This window comes from Risungbinella massiliensis (genome assembly GCF_000942395.1).
Lineage (GTDB): Bacteria > Bacillota > Bacilli > Thermoactinomycetales > Thermoactinomycetaceae > Risungbinella > Risungbinella massiliensis.
The window spans coordinates 508,640-527,570 of record NZ_LN812103.1; the positions used below are offsets into that span (position 1 = coordinate 508,640).

Below are 18,931 nucleotides of genomic sequence, written 5' to 3' on the forward strand. Positions count from 1 at the left end.
CTCGTTATAACTTTAATTACTTACAGTATGTTCGTCAAATTTATTTTTGCACTAGATGATTGAAAAAACTAGTGTAGGCCTTAGATTTGCTTGTTTCAAATTGTTTAGTACAACAAAAAAAGCAAAACCTGGCTATACGAAGTTTTGCAACATCTGTTTTTATTAGAATAAAAAGAAGGGGATCATTATGCGTGACCAACGTGTGGAAAGACTAGCAAAGTTGTTGGTAACTCACTCAGTTCGTGTTCAAAGTGGAGAAAATGTATTAATCGACGTGTTTGGGGATGATCGTGATCTAGCTCGTGCCTTGATCGAAGAGGTATATCGAGCAGGTGGTTATCCCTTTATTCAATTGAACGATCCAAAATTGACCCGTGCGATGCTGCTTGGTACGTCAGAGGAGCAGATGAATCGCGTCACACAGTTGGCATTAGAGCAGATGAAGGCGATGGATTGTTATATCGCGATTCGCGGTACGAATAATATCAATGAGTACAGCGATGTCCCAGATGAAAAACAGCGACTCTTTATGAGTATCTTTAACCACCGTGTTCATAGCGAAGAACGGGTCAAAAATACCAAATGGTGTGTAATGCGTTATCCAAATGGTAGTATGGCTCAGTCTGCTCAAATGAGCACCGAGCAGTTTGAAGACTTCTTCTTTGATGTTTGCTTGATCGATTACCGAAAAATGGAAGAAGCAATGCAGCCACTAAAAGAGCGGATGGAACGTACCGATCGAGTTCAGATCGTCGGTAGAGGAACAGATCTATCCTTTTCTATCAAAGGAATTCCTGCTATCCCTTGTGCAGGTAGCTGCAATATCCCAGATGGAGAGGTATATACAGCGCCTGTCCGCGATTCGGTTAATGGAATTATTAGTTACAATACTCCAACCGTTTACCAAGGTTTCACGTTTGAGAACATTGTCCTTCAATTTCGTGATGGACAAATTGTAGAAGCAACCGCTGGAAATCAAACAGATCGTCTAAACCAAATTTTGAATACAGATGAAGGTGCACGTTTTATCGGAGAGTTTGCTATTGGAGTCAACCCATACATTAATACCCCGATGAAAGATATCTTGTTTGATGAGAAGATCAACGGAAGCTTCCATTTTACACCAGGTCAAGCTTATGAGGAAGCAGACAATGGCAATCGATCTGCTGTTCACTGGGATATGGTATGTATCCAACGGGCTGATTATGGTGGTGGCGAAATGTACTTTGACGGTGAGCTGATCCGCAAAGATGGTCGCTTCATTCCAGAGTATTTACATGCCTTAAATCCAGAGAATCTTGGTTAAGATGAGCGCACAGAGAACCTTAGAGATCAGCATGAGCCCCCACTGATGCTGTGAGACTAAGGTTCTTTTTGCTACAATAAACCATAAAAAAGGAGACAAAAAACTATGAATACTTTTCCCGCCCAGCGAGTCGTTGAAACCTTAAAAAGATTATTGGAGTTTCGTAGTCCAACTGGTTACACCGATCAAATTATTGATTATATAGAACAAGAGCTACGAGATTATCCTATTCTTACTTTAGAACGAACAACTAAGGGCGGATTGATCGCAACATATCCAGGAACAGCTATTAGCAAGCGAGTGGTCACAGCACATGTAGATACACTAGGAGCAATGGTCAAGGAGATCAATGGAGATGGAAAGATCAGACTGGCCAAAGTAGGTGGGTATGGTTGGTTTTCGGTGGACGGGGTATATTGCACCATCCATACCTCTTGTGGCAAAGAGTACACTGGTACGATTTTGGACCAACATACATCTGTTCATGTTTATCGTGATGCGGATCGCAAAAAAGAACAACCAAATATGTTTGTTCGCTTAGATGAAAAGGCACATACTAAAGGGGAAGTAGAAAAACTAGGAATTTCCGTAGGAGATTTTGTATCGTTCGCCCCACAGGTAGAGGTAACAGATAGCGGATTTATTAAGTCTCGCCATCTTGATGATAAAGCTAGTGTTGCGGTATTGCTTGAATTGGCAAAATCGTTGTGTGTTGCCAAAGTGATTCTTCCTCATCCGGTCCAATTTTACTTTTCCAATTGGGAAGAGGTTGGACACGGGACCAGTTCCTGTATTTCAGAACATGTAAGGGAATTTCTTGCAGTTGATATGGGAGCGATCGGAGAGGGACAGAGCACTGATGAATACAGTGTATCGATCTGTGCGATGGATGGATCAGGTCCTTATCATTATGGTTTCAGGCAAAAACTAGTTCAGTTAGCCAAAGAACATCAGATTCCGTATCAACTTGATCTATATCCATATTATGCTTCTGATGCAAGTGCATCTGTTCGTGCAGGAAATGATATTATTCATGGGTTGATAGGTCCTGGTGTGGATGCTTCTCATGCATATGAGCGAACACACCGAGACGCCTTGGAAAGTACATATCGCTTAGTTTCTCAATATTTATTAACACCAACGTTATAACCCATTTCAAAACGGAAAATGGAGACACTTAAAGATCTGAGGAGCAACTTTGCTAAAACCAATGGAGCGAGTCTCAATCATGGTTCTCGGAGAGTATTGTTTCAAAAGGAGCGAGTAGTTGGTGAAGTGGAAAGAACAACTAGAAGAAATCTGCGAAAATGGTAGCGAGGAAGAAAAGGAACTGCTTCAACTCACCGTACAAGCAATTAAACAGAAACGATCGATGAATAGCGCTTATTTATCTGGGTTTATGGGTCTTTCTGGCACTTATACCAAAGATGGTTCATATGAATTTCGGATTCCGATAACACCCTTTATGTTAAATCGTGCAGGCATTGTTCATGGTGGAATAACGGCATCGATCGCTGATTCCACGATTGGATCGCTAATTAATCAGAGTTTACCAGATGGTGGGCGAGCTGTTACGACAGACCTTCAGATGAAATATTTACGTCCTGGAGTGGGGAAAGAGCTAGTTTCTCGTGCCAAGATTTTGAGCAAAGGCCAGACTTTGATTCATGCGGAGTGTGTAATCTTAGATGATCGTGGGAAAAAGGTGGCTTTTGCGACAGCTACATTTTATGTACTACCAGCAAAAAGGTGAAAAAAGAGCATCCCCAACAAAAAAAGTTTAGGGATGCTTTTACTTAGCAAACTTCTAGTTTTTCTAGAAATCGAATTGGATCCGATTTATTAGAACCGTCTGCTAGATAGAGATGAGCAGGTCCATCTTCTCTTAGTGGCTTTCCATCTTGTGCAAAGCAGAGAAATGCTTGTTTTGCTTGTTCTAAAGTAATGGTGATCGGTTCACCTTGTGATCGGTGGCAGATAACGGAGTGTGCGTCTTGATTTGGTTCCGATCGTTCCAAGATAGGACCTAATTCCATCGCTAAACCGGTAGTTTCTGGAAGGCGATCTGATAATGGGAAGTGGTTTTTGTCTACGATAAAAATAGATGGATCTACGTTTATTACATACTGTACATTGCCTATTATGAGAATAATATCGGACATGTTGTAATCTCCTTTTCGTCTGCTTTCCTTTTGCAAAGGTTTATCACTCATGATAAACTATTTTTAGCATAAAAGGATCTTATAGGCTACTTGTTGGCTGATTTGCTAATTCAACCGTGATCTACGGTCGATGGGGGGTTACCTATGACCACGCCAATCCAGACCGATTTGCAAACAAAAGCTCTTGAACAACTCCAAATAGACGCACAAAAAATTGAACAGTTGATTGCTTTACAACTAGGCAACCTAACACTTCCGAAATGTCCTTTATATGAGGAGGTTTTGGATACACAAATGTTCGGCTTGTCTCGAGAAATTGATTTTGCTGTACGTCTCGGTCTCATCGATCAAGAGTCAGGAAAAAAAATTCTCCATGAATTGGAGCGCAAATTGGCTGAACTGTATTCGACCATTCTATCGAATTAGAAAAACCCTGCTACTCCTAAGAGAGTTGCAGGGTTTTACTTTATCTTTCTTTGTTTTCTCTCCACGCTTGTAATTTCCGTTGTGTCAGAATAAATTCTCTCGTTAGTAGACGAATCTTCTCATCGATCAGTAATTGTTCTTTTCGATATTGGCGAGCTTCCGAAATTGCTCCTCTTCGTGTGGCGCGTTGGAAGTCATCTTGCTTTTCAAAAGATAATCGCTCAAATCGATCAAGCTCTATTCGAAGGTTTTCGAGTGTTCGTTCATATAACCAGACGGACATGTCCATTTACTCCCTCTGATAAGATAATTACCATTTCTTGGTTGATGAATATAATTCCTACCAAAAAAACTTTTTTTCTCCACAAAAGATACTGTCGCTTTTTGCGTTCGTTGTTAGTTGGGAAAGAAAGAGCCTCTCATCAATAGGGCTTCGACAGGCTTCGTAGTAGTATGACTTGAAATGGGGGCGAAAAAAACCAGTTCTGACAAGGGTAGACAGAGTTCGAAAAAAGGAAAAAGAAGGGAATAAGAGAATACACCATAAGGCAAGATGATAAGAGAGGAAAGGAGGAAGACAAGTGGAACAGCAAAAAGATACCGCAGTCTTTGTTGATTTAGAAAATGTTTATTATGGGTTAAAGAAATACCATATGGATCCGGATCATCCGGATGAACAACATAACCTATTTCTTCGTTTGCAAGAACATTATGGGAAGGATTCTATTCGTATGATTGAGGCTTATGCTGATTTTGAACAATTGGATCTCTCCATGATGAGTCTTCAGAAAAAGCGTGTTCACGTGAATCAAGTATATGGTAATGGACGAGATGGGAAAGAAAGAAAAAATGCTTCTGATATACAACTATGTCTTGATGCCATGGAGGTACTTTATCAAATTCCGGAGATCGAGCGTTTTGTGGTCGTTAGTGCAGACCAAGATATGATCCCTCTATTAGATCGATTATGGTCAAAAGGAAAACGGGTGGAACTCTTTTGTTTATGGGATGAAAGTTTATCTAGGACAGCGCAACTTCAAGAGTTCTGTGATGAATCCTATAACTTGTTAGAATTTCTTCATATGGAAGAGATGGATGATTTTTCACAACTAGATCGACTTATCCACAATTCAGTAATTCAAGTTTATGAATGGTATCGTGACCCCAATAACATTGGCAAAAGTTATGGTAGTACATGGATCAAAAATGATTTTGCTCGTAAGTTTCAGTTAAGTGAAATGGAAGCAGGGCACCTTTTTACTAGGTTAGTAAAAGGAAAATATTTATTACCTTATGAGATTACCGTTTCAGACAAGGTTTATTATGGGTATAAGGTAAACCTAGAGCAGCCACAAGCTCAAATGATGATCAAAATTGCCGGATATAAGGTGAGCTAGGAAACAGTTGTTTGAAAAGAACATTCTCCTTCGTTAAAATGAAAGAGAAGTCAGATTGACAATTCATTGTCAGAATCTGAAAAATGTTTGGCGAAAAGGGAGAGATCTGCTACATGGCAGAAAATTTAGGGGTAGTACGTATAGCGGATGATGTTGTGGCTCTAATTGCCGGTTTAACTGCTAGCAAAGCCAAAGGGATTGCGAGTATGTCTGGTGGTATTACAGAAGGCTGGGCCAAAAGAGTAAGTGGAAAGAACTTAACCAAAGGAGTAACGGTGGAAGTAGGTTCGGTAGAGACTGCCATCGATCTAAAGGTGATTGTGGAATATGGTATTCCGATTGATGAGGTGTGTCGGAATCTCCAATACGAGGTTAAAGAAGCTATTGAGCTCATGACAGGACTGCATGTAGTAGAAGTAAATATCAAGGTGGAAGGTGTCGAGTTTAAACAAGAGGAAACGGACACTTCTGCTAACACACCACGTCTTCGCTAGAAAGAGAATCCGCGACTTAGGGTAAACTTAAGTTGCGGATTTTTTTTGTTTTGGGGATTTTGTGTGAATGATAATCTAAATATTGACTACTAAGTGGTACTTTGCTTAATAAAAAGTTGACTATCTGAACTCTTTCCTAGAGACATCTTCAAGAAATTTAACAATGGTTAATAGTTCCTTTTGATTGTATTGTGATAAGACAGCTTCCCAACGTTTTTCTATTTCTGCATGTAAAGAAGCGTGAATGGAAAAAATCTGTTGTCCTAACGGTGTAAGACGAAAGAAGATTTCTTTTTTATTATCTGGAAGCATCTCTTTATCAATTAATTTCATGGTAAGTAGTTTTTTGGTTATTTTAGAAACTGCACCTTTGGTAATCTCCAAGCATCGGGAAATAGCAATTCCATTAATCGGCTCTGAATTTCCGATCACATCTAATACATGAAACATAGTAATAGTCATTTCTTTGCATATTTGAGAAATGGCTGTTCCTTGAGTTTGTTGGATCATTTCTAGTTGTTGTTCTTCGGAATGTTCTATTTGATGATATGTTTTTATTAGCAAATCGATAATTTGTGAACTGGATAATATATTTTCATTATTCATATTTTTCATACCTAAACCTACTTTATATATTTTTTATACATACACTATCAAAAGAAAAGAGGGAGAGTAGCATGGTATCCGAGGAAACTATTTTGACAAAATGCTCCCTTTTCACTTAATATAGTTTACATGGAAACTATATTAAGTGAAAAGGGGATAAAGATGAAACCACAAGATCTTTTTCCAGATGGCTTAGAAGGTCTAGTAATGAATGGTCAATATGTACGGAAAGGTAGTGTAGGCTCTTTTATACATAATGTGATGGTTATGGAAAAAACGAATCCTGACTCGTCAGAATACAAAGAAGCATTAACCGATATTGCAGAAATTCTTCCGAATCTAAAACACCTCAATGTTTTTGAAGTGTTCACTGTTAAATCAGAGTCTTTAAAAAAGATACTTTTAGAGATCAACCCTGACTTACCCCTATAATTTCAGAGAACCTCCTAAAATAGATGGCACTGAAAAATGTTTAAAATAACTGTAAATTTAGCTGCCGAGAAATCAGTAGCTTTTTTTGCCTAATTACTTTACAAATTCTCAGGTCTGTTTATTTACTAAATATCAGGAGAGTCGAATTTTTAACCTGAAATGCGTTTATACCTCTACTCAGCGGAGCCTGCTCGTGGAAGGAAAACGAGGTCTAACTGTTTGAGTTGATCAGTTAGAAAAAAGATTCGTGCCAAAAATCTAGCGATTAATACCTATACTCAACTGGGTAAAATTCATCTTCAACAAGGAGAATATGATCTAGCAGAGGGAACACTTCAGCAAACATTCCACTTGGTAGATAGCAGCAAGATGATTACCGAAATTGCAAAGCTCTTATGGCTCTTGGTGAATGTTATTACCTACAAAAACGGATCAAGAAGGCTCTGTGTACATTGGAACAGGCTTATGAGTAGCGCAAAAATTATTCTTTGACGAGCTTACAGAAGATATTCTACTCTTATTGACAGAAATATCATTCTGTTCAATTATCGGGATATAGAAAATGCACAAATCTTTTACTTTAAGTGTTAAAGAACAGTTCATAACAGAGATTTATCCTATACGAAAAGACCTCTCCGAATAAAACGAAACGGAGAGGTCTTTTCTTTAAGCTTCTACTGAAACACCCAGTGCTTCTACTACTTCAGCAATCTTTTTGGATACTTCGTCCTGTAGTTCTGCTGGGATCTCCACATTATTATCTAAGCCATGTGGATGGAAATGACGGGTAAAGATAGGGGATTTCATCTCGAGAACTGCTTTTGGATTCTCAAGTTGTTTGCCACTTACGACGTAACCTGGTACACGCAGATAATATTCTGCATCGCTAGTCGTATATTTGAGATCATAGTATGCCATCGTGTAATCCCAAGTCCAGCGGTCAAAACCTAAATTTAGCAATGCTTTTTCCAATTCATGAAACTCTTTACGGATTCCTTCGATTTGAGTATCTGTTATAATCATCCGAAAAAGTGCCTCCTTTTCAAAAAGGGCAAATTGCATTCCTATTAATATTAGTATGATCTTCTTTTGGGTGCAACCTTGGCCAGTGTATAAAGAAAATCTGTTTAGGAGATTCTTACGATGAAATGAAAAGGAGGGAACTTTTTAAATGGGACCAAATGTAGGAGAATTGATGTCACAAGACCTTTACTTTCTAACACCTGATGATACTATTTTCGAGGCAGCTGTTATGATGAAACAACACGATATTGGGATTGTACCTATTTGCGAAGAAGGCAAAGTCACAGGTGTAGTGACGGATCGTGATCTAGTACTAAGAGGAATTGCAGATAAAAAGCCTAATTCTGGGCGTCTCCAAGAGGTCATGTCCCAAAACCTAATATTTGCTGCACCAGAAATGGATCTAATGGAGGCGGCAGAGATAATGGCAGAGGCACAGATTCGCCGTTTACCTGTCGTACAAGAAAATCAATTGATAGGTATGCTGTCTATAGGAGATTTGGCTACAGAGGAAATGTCTGATCAGAAAGCAGGAGGCGCTTTATCAGAGATTTCCGTAAGGAAACATGAACATTTTGACACAAATAACGTAATGTAGATGTTTTTATATTCAAAATAGTAATGGTTGTGTTAAGATATATTTGACGGGTAGTCCCCGGGTCCCCAAAATGTGGGGGGTATTGTTTTCGCTATCGAACGGTAGACGCTTTTCTGTAGAAAGATTCATTCACCCTTTTTGGGGAGTCTAATCATATTTGGCTTTGGCCTTCATTTATAGAAGAAGAGATTTCTCTTTTTCGAAAAAATGAAGTCAAACCAATTATGGTTAGCGAGTGAATCTGATACAGAGAGTGTCTATCTAGTAGATGTGGCGGAGATGATACTCCTTGCATGGAGGGGGCCGGGGGGCTGCCTGTCAGAGGGTTTGTAAATTCCCATTAAAAATTTACAGTTGAGCGCAGTTTCTACTAGAGTGAGACTGCAAACCGAGCGGCAGGTAGCCGCAAAAACACATCCCTGGGAGTTATCTCCCTAGGGGTGTGACCCCTGAGTGCCCGCTTTGCGGGTGCCTCTTAGGAGGCGAAGGGGTGTGCTCCCCTTACCACCTAGTGGTCAGGGGAACATGCCCCTGATCAGTCTTCCCATCTTGCATGGGGAGACTGTGGCTGGGGTTCTTTTAGAGAAACCCCAGCAATCAGGGAGCACGCCCTAACAGTCTCTCATCTTGTATGAGAGACTGTAGCCGGAGTTCTTTTAGAGAAACTCTGGCATCATGGGCGAACCATTACAGTTTTCTCATCTTGTATGGGAAGACTGTAAGCCGGAGTTCTTTTAGAGAAACTCTGGCATCATGGACGAACCATTACAGTTTTCTCATCTTGTATGGGAAGACTGTAAGCCGGAGTTCTTTTAGAGAAACTCTGGCACTATGGACGAATCATTACAGTTTTCTCATCTTGTATGAGAAGACTGTAAGCTGGAGTTCACTCAGAACTCTAGCAAAGGAAAAATGTGTACGGTGGCTTATTTGTCATCGTGAACAACCCCAGGTCGTAGACTTGGCCTGGGGTAAATAAACGAATACAGAGTAGCTCCTGTTATCTAGGGAGGTACTCTTTTTTAATTTATTCTTTGATTAGTTTCCCATGAGTGGTTGAAAACTGATGGAAGTTTCACTTAATCGCATGAAAAAACTCTCCTCCGTACAGTCTAAAGAGTACAAAGAGCGGAGGGTTTTTTATATGGATCAAATGAAAACAGATATTAAACAACAAATAAAATCCAAAGAATATGAAGATCTTGCCAAAAAGTATCAGCCAAAACCCAAAGTCTTAATAAACTGTTTAAAGGCTTTTCTAGTGGGTGGGTTGATCTGTTTATTTGGGCAAGGTTTGATGACTGCGTATCAGTTAGGTTTCGGGTTGCCAAAAGATATGGCGAATAATTTGACCGTAGCTACTGTAGTTTTTATCTCTTGTTTACTAACTGGTTTTGGGATCTATGACAACATAGGACAGTGGGCAGGAGCTGGCACCGCAGTTCCGGTTACAGGATTTGCTAACTCCATCGCATCTGCAGCATTGGAACACCAAGCAGAAGGATATGTACTCGGTGTAGGGGGAAATATGTTTAAATTAGCTGGTTCTGTCATCGTTTTTGGAGTCGTATCCGCATTTTTTGTCAGTTTAATCCACACACTTGTTACTATGTGGTTGCTGTAAGGAGGAGGGAGTTTTTTGCAAACAAGACATCTTGGCAGTAGTACTTGGGAGTATCTGCAACCTGTCGCCCTCCTTTCTAGTGCAGCAGTAGGAGGTCCAATGGAGGGAGAGGGGAAAATTGGTTCGGAATTGGATCAAGTATACCCTGATCTTTACATGGGACAGGACACATGGGAAAAAGCGGAACGACAGATGATGCAGGATGCAGTTTTTACTTCCATTAAGAAAGCGAACTTAAAATTAGATCAGATAGGAGTCTATCTAGCGGGGGATCTACTTAATCAAAACATAACAGCCTCTTTCACAGCGGAAGCTTCTCAAATCCCTTTTATGGGTGTATACGGTGCTTGCTCTACCTCGATGCTTTCGTTATCGCTATCTGCTGCCTTAGTAGATGCCGGATTTGTGCAATATGCTGTGGCTGGAGTTTCTAGTCACAATTGTACGGCAGAAAAACAATACCGGTATCCGACAGAATATGGTGGACAGAAGCCAGATACAGCACAGTGGACAGTAACGGGAGCGGGAGCAGCAGTTTTAGGAATTGATGAGACGAAACCACGTATTCGTTACGCTACGATTGGACGCGTAACAGATCTAGGGATTAAAAATCCTTTTGATATGGGTTCAGCAATGGCTCCAGCAGCAGCGCAAACGATTGCAACCCATTTCCAAGACACTGGAAGAACGCCAGCTGATTACGACCTAATTGTTACGGGTGATTTAGCTTCTGTTGGGCATCCCATCTGTAAAGAGCTTTTACAAAAGCAAGGGTATGTGATGGGAGAGCAATTCCAAGATTGCGGTATGATGGTGTATCATCCAGATCAAAATGTATTTGCCGGAGGGAGTGGGTGTGCTTCTAGTGCGGTCGTTACCTACGGGCATCTAGTAAAAGAGCTAGAAAAAGGTACCTATAAGAAAATACTTGTTGTTGCAACAGGGGCATTGCTCAGTCCAATCTCGTATCAACAAGGTGAAGTAATACCATGTGTCGCTCACGCAGTTGCAATGGAACATCCACATGCATAGGAGGTGATTAGCATGGAAATAAAACCTACTTGTTATTTAGCATTTGGAGATTCTCTTACCGAAGGTTGTGGAGCAGACTATCCAGATCAACATTGGGTAGCTCAGTTGTTCCAGCATTTGAAACACTCGGACCAATGTTGTTTGAGAAATTTTGGTGTATCAGGTACTAGGTCTTCAGAGTTACTAGAACTAATGCAAAATCCCGCTATCACTCGTATGATTTCTCGTGCCACTCATTTATCTGTAAGCACTGGTGGCTGTGATTTTATTGAACTGTGGGAAAGTGGTCCTATTACATTTGGTGGACTATATAAGACGATGAGAAAAGTAAAACAAAATGCCCAGAACATATTGCACCATTTACGTGCTCATAATCCAAAAGCAGAAATTTATGTATTGGGCTTTTATATTCCATTGCCTCTCTATCAATTAGGTATTAAGCGGGCAAGTTGGCTAGTACGCACGTTAAACCACTTTTATGCAGGTATGTGTCAAAGAGTGGAAGCCAAATTTTTTGATCCCTTTTCTTTATTCCTAGACCAAAAGGAATTATTTTCTGATGAAGTACATCCTAATCAGCAAGGGTATAATGCTATCTCAGAGCAGTTGATTCAGCGGTTATTTCGCCCAATCTCTATTTCTTAGTTCCGAAATCCAAGCCAAATCACCTCCTTTTTCATAGATAAAAGGGAGGTGGTTTATATGCCTGAATGGAAAACACCAAGACGATATACTTGGATCTACCGGAGCCCCTATACAGTACAGGAGATGAGACAGAAGGGGATAATTCCCGCTTATCAAAGTAATATTTTTCCGATGTACAGTCTCTTAATCCCAAATGAACGGGTAATGAAACAGATTATATTAGACCCTCGTACTATTTTTTTAGAACGAGATATGTTTTTTTCATTACCTCAATATTCCATTGTAAGAATGCGAGAGTCTGAGAAAGGATATCGGAAGAAAAGGAAAATTGATTTAAAAGAAAAACAGATAGTTCCATGGAATATCCGACGTATCATGAGAGATGTTCCGTTTAACAAAGGTCAAGGTGTACGTGTAGGGGTTATTGATACAGGGATTGACCTTCATCACCCGGATTTAGCTGCAAATATAAAAGGTGGGATAAATATCCTTTCCCCCTCTGAATCTCCCCAAGACCAAAATGGTCATGGTACTCATATAGCAGGAGTTATTGGTGCTATCCATAATGGTATGGGAGTAGTAGGGATCGCTCCTAGAGTCTCTCTTTATGCAATCAAAATATTGGACCATTTAGGAGTAGGCTCATTAGGTAATCTGATTCAAGGTATTGAGTGGGGTGTTCTTCATCGAATGCATATACTGAATATAAGTATGTGTGGGGGACAGAATATTCCCAAATCATTATCCTATATTGTTGGGCATGCTTTAAGACAAGGGACGATTATTGTAGCAGCTTCGGGCAACTCTGGTAACCCAGCAGGAGATAAAGATACAGTACAAGTACCTGCTCGAGTTGAATCCGCTATTTCTGTTGCTGCAGTAGGGAAAAGTAATCGTCGACTGCCTTTTTCGGCAACAGGGGAAAAAGTAGATATTGCTGCTCCTGGTGGAGGTATTTTAAGTACTTATTTAGGTAATTCCTATGCGACTTTAAATGGTACTTCTATGGCGACAGCTCATGTTTCTGGTGTGTTAGCGATCTATCGTCAGCTCTTCCCACATAAGAGTGCAATAGAGTTAAAGCAATTAGTTTTAAAGCGGGCTATTGATCTACCACCGACTGGAAAGGACCGTTGGACAGGAGCAGGTCTTGTTCGAATATGAAAATACCTTGTCTTTCGTTTAAGACAAGGTATTTTCATAAATAGGTTTATTAATTACTCAATATTAGGTCGACTCATATGTTTTTGTCTGCTAGTTATCAAGTAAAAACTGCTAATCTGATGAATACGAGTTTCCTTTTTTTTTAAGAGTTAGAAACCTTCATTGCCTCTTGTGAAAAAATATATAAATTATCCCGAACTAGGGATGGCTTTTGATAAAAAGAGATCTTTATTTTCTGTTGAAAGAGTATTTTGATTAGGTAACTTCTCAGCAATAATTCGAGTGACACTGTTTTGTTTCATTTCTGATACATGGAAACAATAGGAGTCAAAATAGATTACATCATTAATCTGAGGCACCTCTTGGAATTGAGAGAAGAACCAACCACCAAGCGTATCATTATTCTCATCCAAAATCTCGATCTGCAGTTGTTCATTTACTTCTTTTAAAAGTAATCTAGCATCGATGGAGATTAGATTTCCGACATGTTCAACAAAAGGACGTTCATCGTCAAATTCGTCTTGTATTTCGCCAACGATCTCCTCAATGATATCCTCCATTGTAACCAACCCAGAAGTACCTCCATACTCATCTACGACGATTGCCATCTCTGTATGATTAGATTGTAGAATCTTCAGTATATCTTGAATCTCCATCGTTTCCGGAACATGAACAGCCGGACGAGCAATTTGTTGTAGATTAGGAATTTCTCCATCTAGAATTTTCTTGAAAAAGTCCCGTGTATGAATAATCCCTAATATATGATCCTTGTCTTCACCACAGAGGGGAAAGCGAGTAAATTTGCTTCCCTTAATGGAAGTCAAAATTTCTTCCATGGTATCGTCTAGAAAGATACATGACATGTTAATTCTTGGAACCATTACTTCTCGCCCAACGCGATTGGAGAAGTCAAAAATATTATCAAATAGAGCAAGTTCCACTTGATCAATCATCCCGCTCTTATGACTTTGTTCTACTAACATGCGAATTTCTTTTTCTGTATGAGCCTGTTGATGGTCAGATTGTATTTTAATTCCCATAATTCGTAGTACTCTGTTAGAAAAATAGTTTATTAGCCAAATAGCGGGTCGGAATAAGACGGAAAACAGATGCAACGGCTTGGAAATCCAAAGAGAAGTGGCTTCTGGATTCCGTATTGCGAGGGATTTGGGTACGATTTCTCCTAATACAATATGTAAGATAGTGACCAGACTGAAGGCGATCCCAAATGAAATGAGGTAATGAACAGATGTAGGTGTAGGGATTAGCGTCCAAATTGGACCAATGAGTTTTGCAACAACTCGCTCGCCGAACCATCCTAATACCAAAGATGAAAGTGTAATACCTAACTGAGTGGCAGAAAGATATGGTTCTAGATTGGAGATGATTTTTTGCGTAGATTGAGCTTGTTGATTTCCCTCATCGGTGAGCTGTGCAATACGGGTAGATCGTACTCGACCAATTGCATGTTCGGAAGCTACAAAAAAGCCATTCAATAGGACCAAAAGAAAAATTACGAGCAGTTGTAAAAACATGCTAAGTAATTCGTCGCTTTCCAACAGCGTACAACCTCCTAATTCGCTTCTTTTTTTGTTACTACCACCATTACGCAGGCTCTAAGCTTGAAATACATTATATCTGATTATAACTTCTATATGGAATCGTTCGAATAGGAAAGAGAAAGCTCTCATAAGTATGAGAAAAGGCGAAAAAAGGAGGCGATTTCATTGAGTTATCCTTACCCATATTTTCCACCAGTATCACCATTACAGTTAGCAAATCAACCGACTCATACAGCGGGACCGTATCAAGTTCCCTATCCAGGTCCCTATTCTTTTTTATATCCATGGCGTCCGATGCCTAGCTTCTATCCTCCCGCTCCTCCTATTGCTTACGATATGGAGAATGAGGTGTTTTCTCAAACACAGGAGGAGATTGATTACCAAAAACAATGGAATCCACCAGAATCACCACAAGCTCCTTGGATCGAAGCATATCACCAAGAATTTGGTTTGTCAGAATCTGAAGAGACAGAAGTAGATTAATCGAGTGGGTACCTTTAAGTCTTCCAAACAGGGAAGGCTTTTTTTTTAGTATATGGTAAGATGGTGTTGGGAGGGGAGTAAAATTATGAAGTCGATTGATATGGCAGAACTAATTTTAGACGCTTATCAATTGGCAGATGAGTTAAAAGAAAGTCCAGAAGTGCAAGAGTATCTGATTCGTAAGAAACAGATGGAGCAGTGCTCAGCAGCGCAAAAGTTGATTCAGGAGTTTCAGCAAGCAAAGTTACTATTTGAAGAGACAAGGCGCTTTGGAATCTTCCATCCCAACTATCACGAAGCAAAAGAAAGAGCAGAAGCTCTTCAGCGATATATGAACGAACAGGCTGAGATCGGAGCTTTTCAGGAAGCCGAAAAGCGACTAGATCAGTTACTCTTTCAAATCTCCAATATGTTGGCCAAAGCGGTTTCCAATTCTATTAAGGTGCCAAATGATTTTGCTTTAACCGCAGGCAAGAAAAAGGCATGTAGCATCTAATAGTTTCGTTAAAGTCATTGCTTGTCCATTGGATGCCCAATTGAATTGGATCATTAGAGTATATCTGATTTTCTAGACATGCTGGAACACCAACCTGGAAAAGGCCCTTTCTAAAACTTATCTGCCAAATTGATTGATTTGCATCCACTTGCTCTATACAAGTGGATGTTTTTTAATATTAGTTCCAACTTTGTTAGCACATCATATCTTAGTGCCGCATGTTGCGATAATTGTCACACAATGGTAACATGTGTTTATGAGCGTATTTACACTCATTTGGTGATAAGCGCCATATAATTCTCTTTTGGGTAAAGGAGTTCTGGTGCTTTATGAATATAGTGGCTAGGCTAGGATTAGCTGTCTGGGTCAAAGATTTAAAAGCTGCACGCTCATCGCTAAGTAGACTTGGCAATGTTCACTACATTTCAAAGCGACTGAAGTATATATATATCTATATTGACTTCCATTCTGCTGAGCAAATGATTAAGCGCATTGAGCGAATGCCTTTTGTATTAAAAGTGGAACCATCCAAACGAAAAGATATTTCTTTGGATTTTGAGCATAATCAATTAGATGCTATGGGCTGATTGATCTGAAAGCTGTCAAGACGTTGACAGCTTTTTGTGTTGAGAAAATGAAGGACTCTTCTTACAATAGAAATATGAAAGAGAATGAAGGGATGGAGCGAATGAGCTTTTTAGATGATATAAAAAAGACGATTAATCGTGGAGTAAATCAAGCAAACCAAAACACACAAAGAGTAATTGGGAGTGGCAAACTTACTTTTAAAATAAAGGGAAAAAAAGAAGAGTTGGAACAGGTTTATCAACAACTGGGAAAAGCTGCTTACCAGAGTTGGTCTTCCAATAAAGGATGGGTACAGACCGAGGAAATCTCTCGTATTTTGCAACAAATAAGTCAATTAGATTCAGAAATCACTGCATCTGAGCAAGAATTAGCGAACTTGAAAGGACAGTTACCAACTATAGCTGGCCCTTCTCCTGTGCTACCTCCTACTCAAGTAAACCCAAATGTACAAATGCCAAATCATACTACACCTCCACCGGTGGCGGAACCTGTACCATCAAATAATCACCAGCCCATTTTGCCACCAAACCAGGTCACTCCATCAGTGAGTCCAATCGTCGAAAGAGGGCCAGTCGCAAGCGTTGTCTATATCTGTCCATTCTGCGCCCATCAAGTAGCAGAACAAGATTCTTCTTGCAAGCATTGTAATCAACGCTTCTATTAAGGAAAAATGGATATTTTTAGAAAATAAACTTTTTCCGAGCCGTTGCTTTTGGTAGAATGATAGTACGTGTTGGATAAGATTGGATGATTTTTTGGAATATGGATTAGAGAAAGAATTACATAATGTAGGAATGAGGGGAGCTATATCACGATGAACCATCAAGCAGTAGCCATTACAGTAACGAGTGGTAAGGGTGGCGTAGGAAAGAGCACCACTGTCGCTTCTGTTGGCCTAGGTCTTGCTCAGCTTGGTTTTAAAGTATGTTTAGTTGATACCGATATTGGCCTTCGTAAACTTGATTTAATGTTAGGTCTAGAAAATCGAATTGTGTATGATTTGGTAGATGTAATCGAGGGAAATAGTAAACTTCGTCAAGCTCTGGTTCGTCATAAAGAGTATCCAGAGTTAGCACTTCTACCAGCTGCTCAGACTCGTTATAAAGAAGAAGTTAGCCCAGCACAAGTAAAACTGCTTGTTAATGAACTTCGAAAAGAGTTTGATTATATCATTATTGATTCTCCTGCTGGAATTGAAGGTGGTTTCCGTAATGCCATTGCCGCAGCAGATCGCGCAATTTTAATCGTAAATCCAGAAATCCCTTCTGTAAGGGATTCAGATCGAGTCATTGGATTATTAGAATCTGCTAACTTGGATCAGATTGACCTAATTGTTAATCGAGTACAGCCTGGGATGGTCAAAGATGGAGATATGCTGAGTGTGGAGAGAGTACAAAATCACTTAGCAATAAACCTTTTAGGTATAATTCCAGAAGATCGACGAATTATTCGTTCTTCAAATACAGGAGAACCAGTTATTTTGGACGATAAATCGGTTGCGGGACAGGCTTTTTCTAACATTGCGAGAAGAATTGCAGGGGAAGAAGTGCCCTTCTTAGAGTTAGAGTCCGCTACCCTTATCTCGAAGATCAAGCGACTCTTTCACATTGCATAAAGGGGTGAATCTATGTCTTTCCTAAACAATATGTTTGGAAATAAAGAAGAGCCGACCGCTATGAAAGCAGACGACCGACTATCCCTTGTATTAAGTTTCCAACGCTCTGATATTGATGAGAAAAAATTAAAACAGTTTCAGTCTAAGTTAATTGAACTCTGCGATGACTTTGGATACGATGTTGTAGGTCAAGTTACCGTAATTCCCCAGTCCAAAGAGAGAACAACGATTTTGAATGCAAGTATCCCCGTGCGATTAAAAGACCCTGTTTAACACGTCTCTCTTTTAGAGGCGTTTTTATTTTTGAAGTTTTCGATGTAATAACTCTAATATTAAAGGAGAAAATTCGCTTTCCTCATGTAATGTTAACAAGGAGATCGAGACACGAGTACAACCATACTGTCTCATTAGCTCTGTAAGTTTTTCTCTACCACTAAGCGGAAGTCGACCATATCGTTCTTCGTAGGCTTGATAGACCATTTGTTCTTCTTGAATGGATTCGGATTCTTCGAGATTCCAGTTCATATTAGAATAATAGTTAAGTGAGTTGGATGGAAAAGGTTGTGGATTCAAACTAGGGATTGGTTGAGAGAAGTTTTCGTCTAAGTTACGAATGACTGGTCGTTGAAATTGCCATTCTGGTAATTTCCGAGGACGTCTGGGACGTTGAGTGGGTAAATGGGTAAATTTATCAGGATACTTTCGGCGAAGAGTATAAATACGCTGGTAAATAGCTCCTTGCGTTCGGTTTAGACTTTTTTCTAGAGTTTGGATTGCAACAGAAAGAGACTTATTTTCTTTTAATGTTTCATTTACAGTTTCTATCAATAATTCCTCTTCTTTTTCATCCCAACTATTTAGCCTTTTTGCCCCATCCTCCCCATCGGATTCAGGAACGATAAATTTATCGGGATATTGTGTACGAAGTTTACGAACATGAGACATGATTCCCGCAAATCCCCGATTTAAATGTTCGGAAATCTCCTTCATGACAGCTCGCTCGTTCCCTCCTTTTTCAACTGAGGCATTGATTTGTTGGATGATGTAAGCATCTTCTTCAGATGAATATTTCCCTTTTTTTGGATCGTACATATTTTCGCTCCTTCTATAAAATTAAATTGTCGCAAAAGCATTATTAATTAATATAACAAAAGATATAATCTTTTCGCTACACTTTGAAAGTGGAAGAATGATGGATAATGTTGCTAAGTATTGATTAGGAATAGTTTGGTAGGTGCATAATAATAACAATCAGTGAAAAGCTTAGATGGAGAGAGT

Annotated in this window: 24 protein-coding genes; 18 read left to right on the forward strand and 6 right to left on the reverse strand. The window is 39.6% G+C overall.

Features of this window, described 5'->3' with window-relative positions; translation table 11 throughout:
• Positions 1-187: 187 nt before the first annotated feature.
• From VJ09_RS13680 to VJ09_RS13690, 3 genes are all read left to right on the forward strand, one after another.
• Positions 188-1,306, forward strand: a complete 1,119-nt coding sequence (locus tag VJ09_RS13680; RefSeq protein WP_044642222.1) for an aminopeptidase — start codon at positions 188-190, stop codon at positions 1,304-1,306.
• A gap of 105 nt (positions 1,307-1,411) precedes the next feature.
• A complete protein-coding gene (locus VJ09_RS13685) occupies positions 1,412-2,455 on the forward strand; it encodes a M42 family metallopeptidase (protein ID WP_044642223.1) in 1,044 nt (347 codons plus the stop codon).
• A 121-nt stretch (positions 2,456-2,576) separates the two neighbouring features.
• Complete coding sequence (locus VJ09_RS13690; protein WP_044642910.1) at positions 2,577-3,059, forward strand: PaaI family thioesterase; 483 nt, start codon at positions 2,577-2,579, stop codon at positions 3,057-3,059.
• A 43-nt stretch (positions 3,060-3,102) separates the two neighbouring features.
• On the opposite strand, the gene VJ09_RS13695 is transcribed toward VJ09_RS13690, so the two are convergent.
• Positions 3,103-3,468 (reverse strand): hypothetical protein, encoded by a 366-nt coding sequence (locus VJ09_RS13695; protein ID WP_052807407.1) that lies wholly within the window; start codon positions 3,466-3,468, stop codon positions 3,103-3,105.
• A gap of 144 nt (positions 3,469-3,612) precedes the next feature.
• Between VJ09_RS13695 and VJ09_RS13700 the strand changes: the two genes are divergently transcribed.
• On the forward strand, positions 3,613-3,894 hold the full coding sequence (locus VJ09_RS13700; protein ID WP_044642224.1) for an Fpa/YlaN family protein: 282 nt from the start codon (positions 3,613-3,615) through the stop codon (positions 3,892-3,894).
• A gap of 40 nt (positions 3,895-3,934) precedes the next feature.
• Here the strand turns inward: VJ09_RS13700 and VJ09_RS13705 are convergent, their stop codons facing one another.
• Complete coding sequence (locus VJ09_RS13705) at positions 3,935-4,177, reverse strand: hypothetical protein (RefSeq protein ID WP_044642225.1); 243 nt, start codon at positions 4,175-4,177, stop codon at positions 3,935-3,937.
• A 298-nt stretch (positions 4,178-4,475) separates the two neighbouring features.
• Here VJ09_RS13705 and VJ09_RS17715 point away from each other — a divergent pair, with 298 nt between their 5' ends.
• Complete coding sequence (locus VJ09_RS17715; RefSeq protein ID WP_052807408.1) at positions 4,476-5,291, forward strand: NYN domain-containing protein; 816 nt, start codon at positions 4,476-4,478, stop codon at positions 5,289-5,291.
• Between the two features lie 113 nt (positions 5,292-5,404).
• The gene (locus VJ09_RS13715; RefSeq protein WP_044642226.1) at positions 5,405-5,785 is read left to right on the forward strand and encodes an Asp23/Gls24 family envelope stress response protein; all 381 of its coding nucleotides are present in this window, start codon (positions 5,405-5,407) and stop codon (positions 5,783-5,785) included.
• Positions 5,786-5,905: 120 nt separating this feature from the next.
• Here the strand turns inward: VJ09_RS13715 and VJ09_RS13720 are convergent, their stop codons facing one another.
• Positions 5,906-6,400 (reverse strand): MarR family winged helix-turn-helix transcriptional regulator, encoded by a 495-nt coding sequence (locus tag VJ09_RS13720; protein ID WP_044642227.1) that lies wholly within the window; start codon positions 6,398-6,400, stop codon positions 5,906-5,908.
• A gap of 153 nt (positions 6,401-6,553) precedes the next feature.
• Here VJ09_RS13720 and VJ09_RS13725 point away from each other — a divergent pair, with 153 nt between their 5' ends.
• Positions 6,554-6,823, forward strand: a complete 270-nt coding sequence (locus tag VJ09_RS13725; RefSeq protein ID WP_044642228.1) for a hypothetical protein — start codon at positions 6,554-6,556, stop codon at positions 6,821-6,823.
• Between the two features lie 666 nt (positions 6,824-7,489).
• Here VJ09_RS13725 and VJ09_RS17720 read toward each other — a convergent pair.
• Positions 7,490-7,846 (reverse strand): YugN family protein, encoded by a 357-nt coding sequence (locus tag VJ09_RS17720; protein WP_052807409.1) that lies wholly within the window; start codon positions 7,844-7,846, stop codon positions 7,490-7,492.
• 148 nt (positions 7,847-7,994) lie between these two features.
• On the opposite strand from VJ09_RS17720, the gene VJ09_RS13735 reads away from it, so the two are divergent.
• The 5 genes from VJ09_RS13735 (at position 7,995) to VJ09_RS13755 (ending at position 12,909) form a co-directional block, all read left to right on the forward strand.
• Positions 7,995-8,444, forward strand: a complete 450-nt coding sequence (locus VJ09_RS13735) for a CBS domain-containing protein (RefSeq protein WP_044642229.1) — start codon at positions 7,995-7,997, stop codon at positions 8,442-8,444.
• A gap of 1,153 nt (positions 8,445-9,597) precedes the next feature.
• Entirely contained in the window at positions 9,598-10,068 is a 471-nt protein-coding gene (gene spoVAC, locus VJ09_RS13740) for a stage V sporulation protein AC (RefSeq protein ID WP_044642914.1), read from the forward strand.
• A gap of 15 nt (positions 10,069-10,083) precedes the next feature.
• Entirely contained in the window at positions 10,084-11,100 is a 1,017-nt protein-coding gene (gene spoVAD / locus VJ09_RS13745; RefSeq protein WP_044642230.1) for a stage V sporulation protein AD, read from the forward strand.
• 12 nt (positions 11,101-11,112) lie between these two features.
• Positions 11,113-11,745 (forward strand): SGNH/GDSL hydrolase family protein, encoded by a 633-nt coding sequence (locus VJ09_RS13750; RefSeq protein ID WP_044642231.1) that lies wholly within the window; start codon positions 11,113-11,115, stop codon positions 11,743-11,745.
• A 57-nt stretch (positions 11,746-11,802) separates the two neighbouring features.
• A complete protein-coding gene (locus VJ09_RS13755; protein WP_052807410.1) occupies positions 11,803-12,909 on the forward strand; it encodes a S8 family peptidase in 1,107 nt (368 codons plus the stop codon).
• Between the two features lie 188 nt (positions 12,910-13,097).
• Here VJ09_RS13755 and VJ09_RS13760 read toward each other — a convergent pair whose 3' ends face one another.
• Positions 13,098-14,468, reverse strand: a complete 1,371-nt coding sequence (locus VJ09_RS13760; RefSeq protein ID WP_230199155.1) for a hemolysin family protein — start codon at positions 14,466-14,468, stop codon at positions 13,098-13,100.
• Between the two features lie 168 nt (positions 14,469-14,636).
• On the opposite strand from VJ09_RS13760, the gene VJ09_RS13765 reads away from it, so the two are divergent.
• From VJ09_RS13765 to VJ09_RS13790, 6 genes are all read left to right on the forward strand, one after another.
• Positions 14,637-14,954: a hypothetical protein gene (locus VJ09_RS13765; RefSeq protein ID WP_044642232.1), complete on the forward strand. Its 318-nt coding sequence runs from the start codon at positions 14,637-14,639 to the stop codon at positions 14,952-14,954.
• 85 nt (positions 14,955-15,039) lie between these two features.
• Complete coding sequence (locus tag VJ09_RS13770; protein WP_044642233.1) at positions 15,040-15,450, forward strand: YlbF/YmcA family competence regulator; 411 nt, start codon at positions 15,040-15,042, stop codon at positions 15,448-15,450.
• Between the two features lie 329 nt (positions 15,451-15,779).
• Complete coding sequence (locus VJ09_RS13775) at positions 15,780-16,037, forward strand: DUF2129 domain-containing protein (RefSeq protein WP_044642234.1); 258 nt, start codon at positions 15,780-15,782, stop codon at positions 16,035-16,037.
• Positions 16,038-16,138: 101 nt separating this feature from the next.
• Complete coding sequence (locus VJ09_RS13780; RefSeq protein ID WP_147635512.1) at positions 16,139-16,702, forward strand: hypothetical protein; 564 nt, start codon at positions 16,139-16,141, stop codon at positions 16,700-16,702.
• A 150-nt stretch (positions 16,703-16,852) separates the two neighbouring features.
• Entirely contained in the window at positions 16,853-17,653 is an 801-nt protein-coding gene (gene minD, locus VJ09_RS13785) for a septum site-determining protein MinD (RefSeq protein WP_044642236.1), read from the forward strand.
• Between the two features lie 12 nt (positions 17,654-17,665).
• Entirely contained in the window at positions 17,666-17,926 is a 261-nt protein-coding gene (locus VJ09_RS13790) for a hypothetical protein (RefSeq protein WP_044642237.1), read from the forward strand.
• A 24-nt stretch (positions 17,927-17,950) separates the two neighbouring features.
• Here VJ09_RS13790 and VJ09_RS13795 read toward each other — a convergent pair whose 3' ends face one another.
• The gene (locus tag VJ09_RS13795; RefSeq protein ID WP_044642238.1) at positions 17,951-18,745 is read right to left on the reverse strand and encodes a hypothetical protein; all 795 of its coding nucleotides are present in this window, start codon (positions 18,743-18,745) and stop codon (positions 17,951-17,953) included.
• Positions 18,746-18,931: the final 186 nt, after the last annotated feature.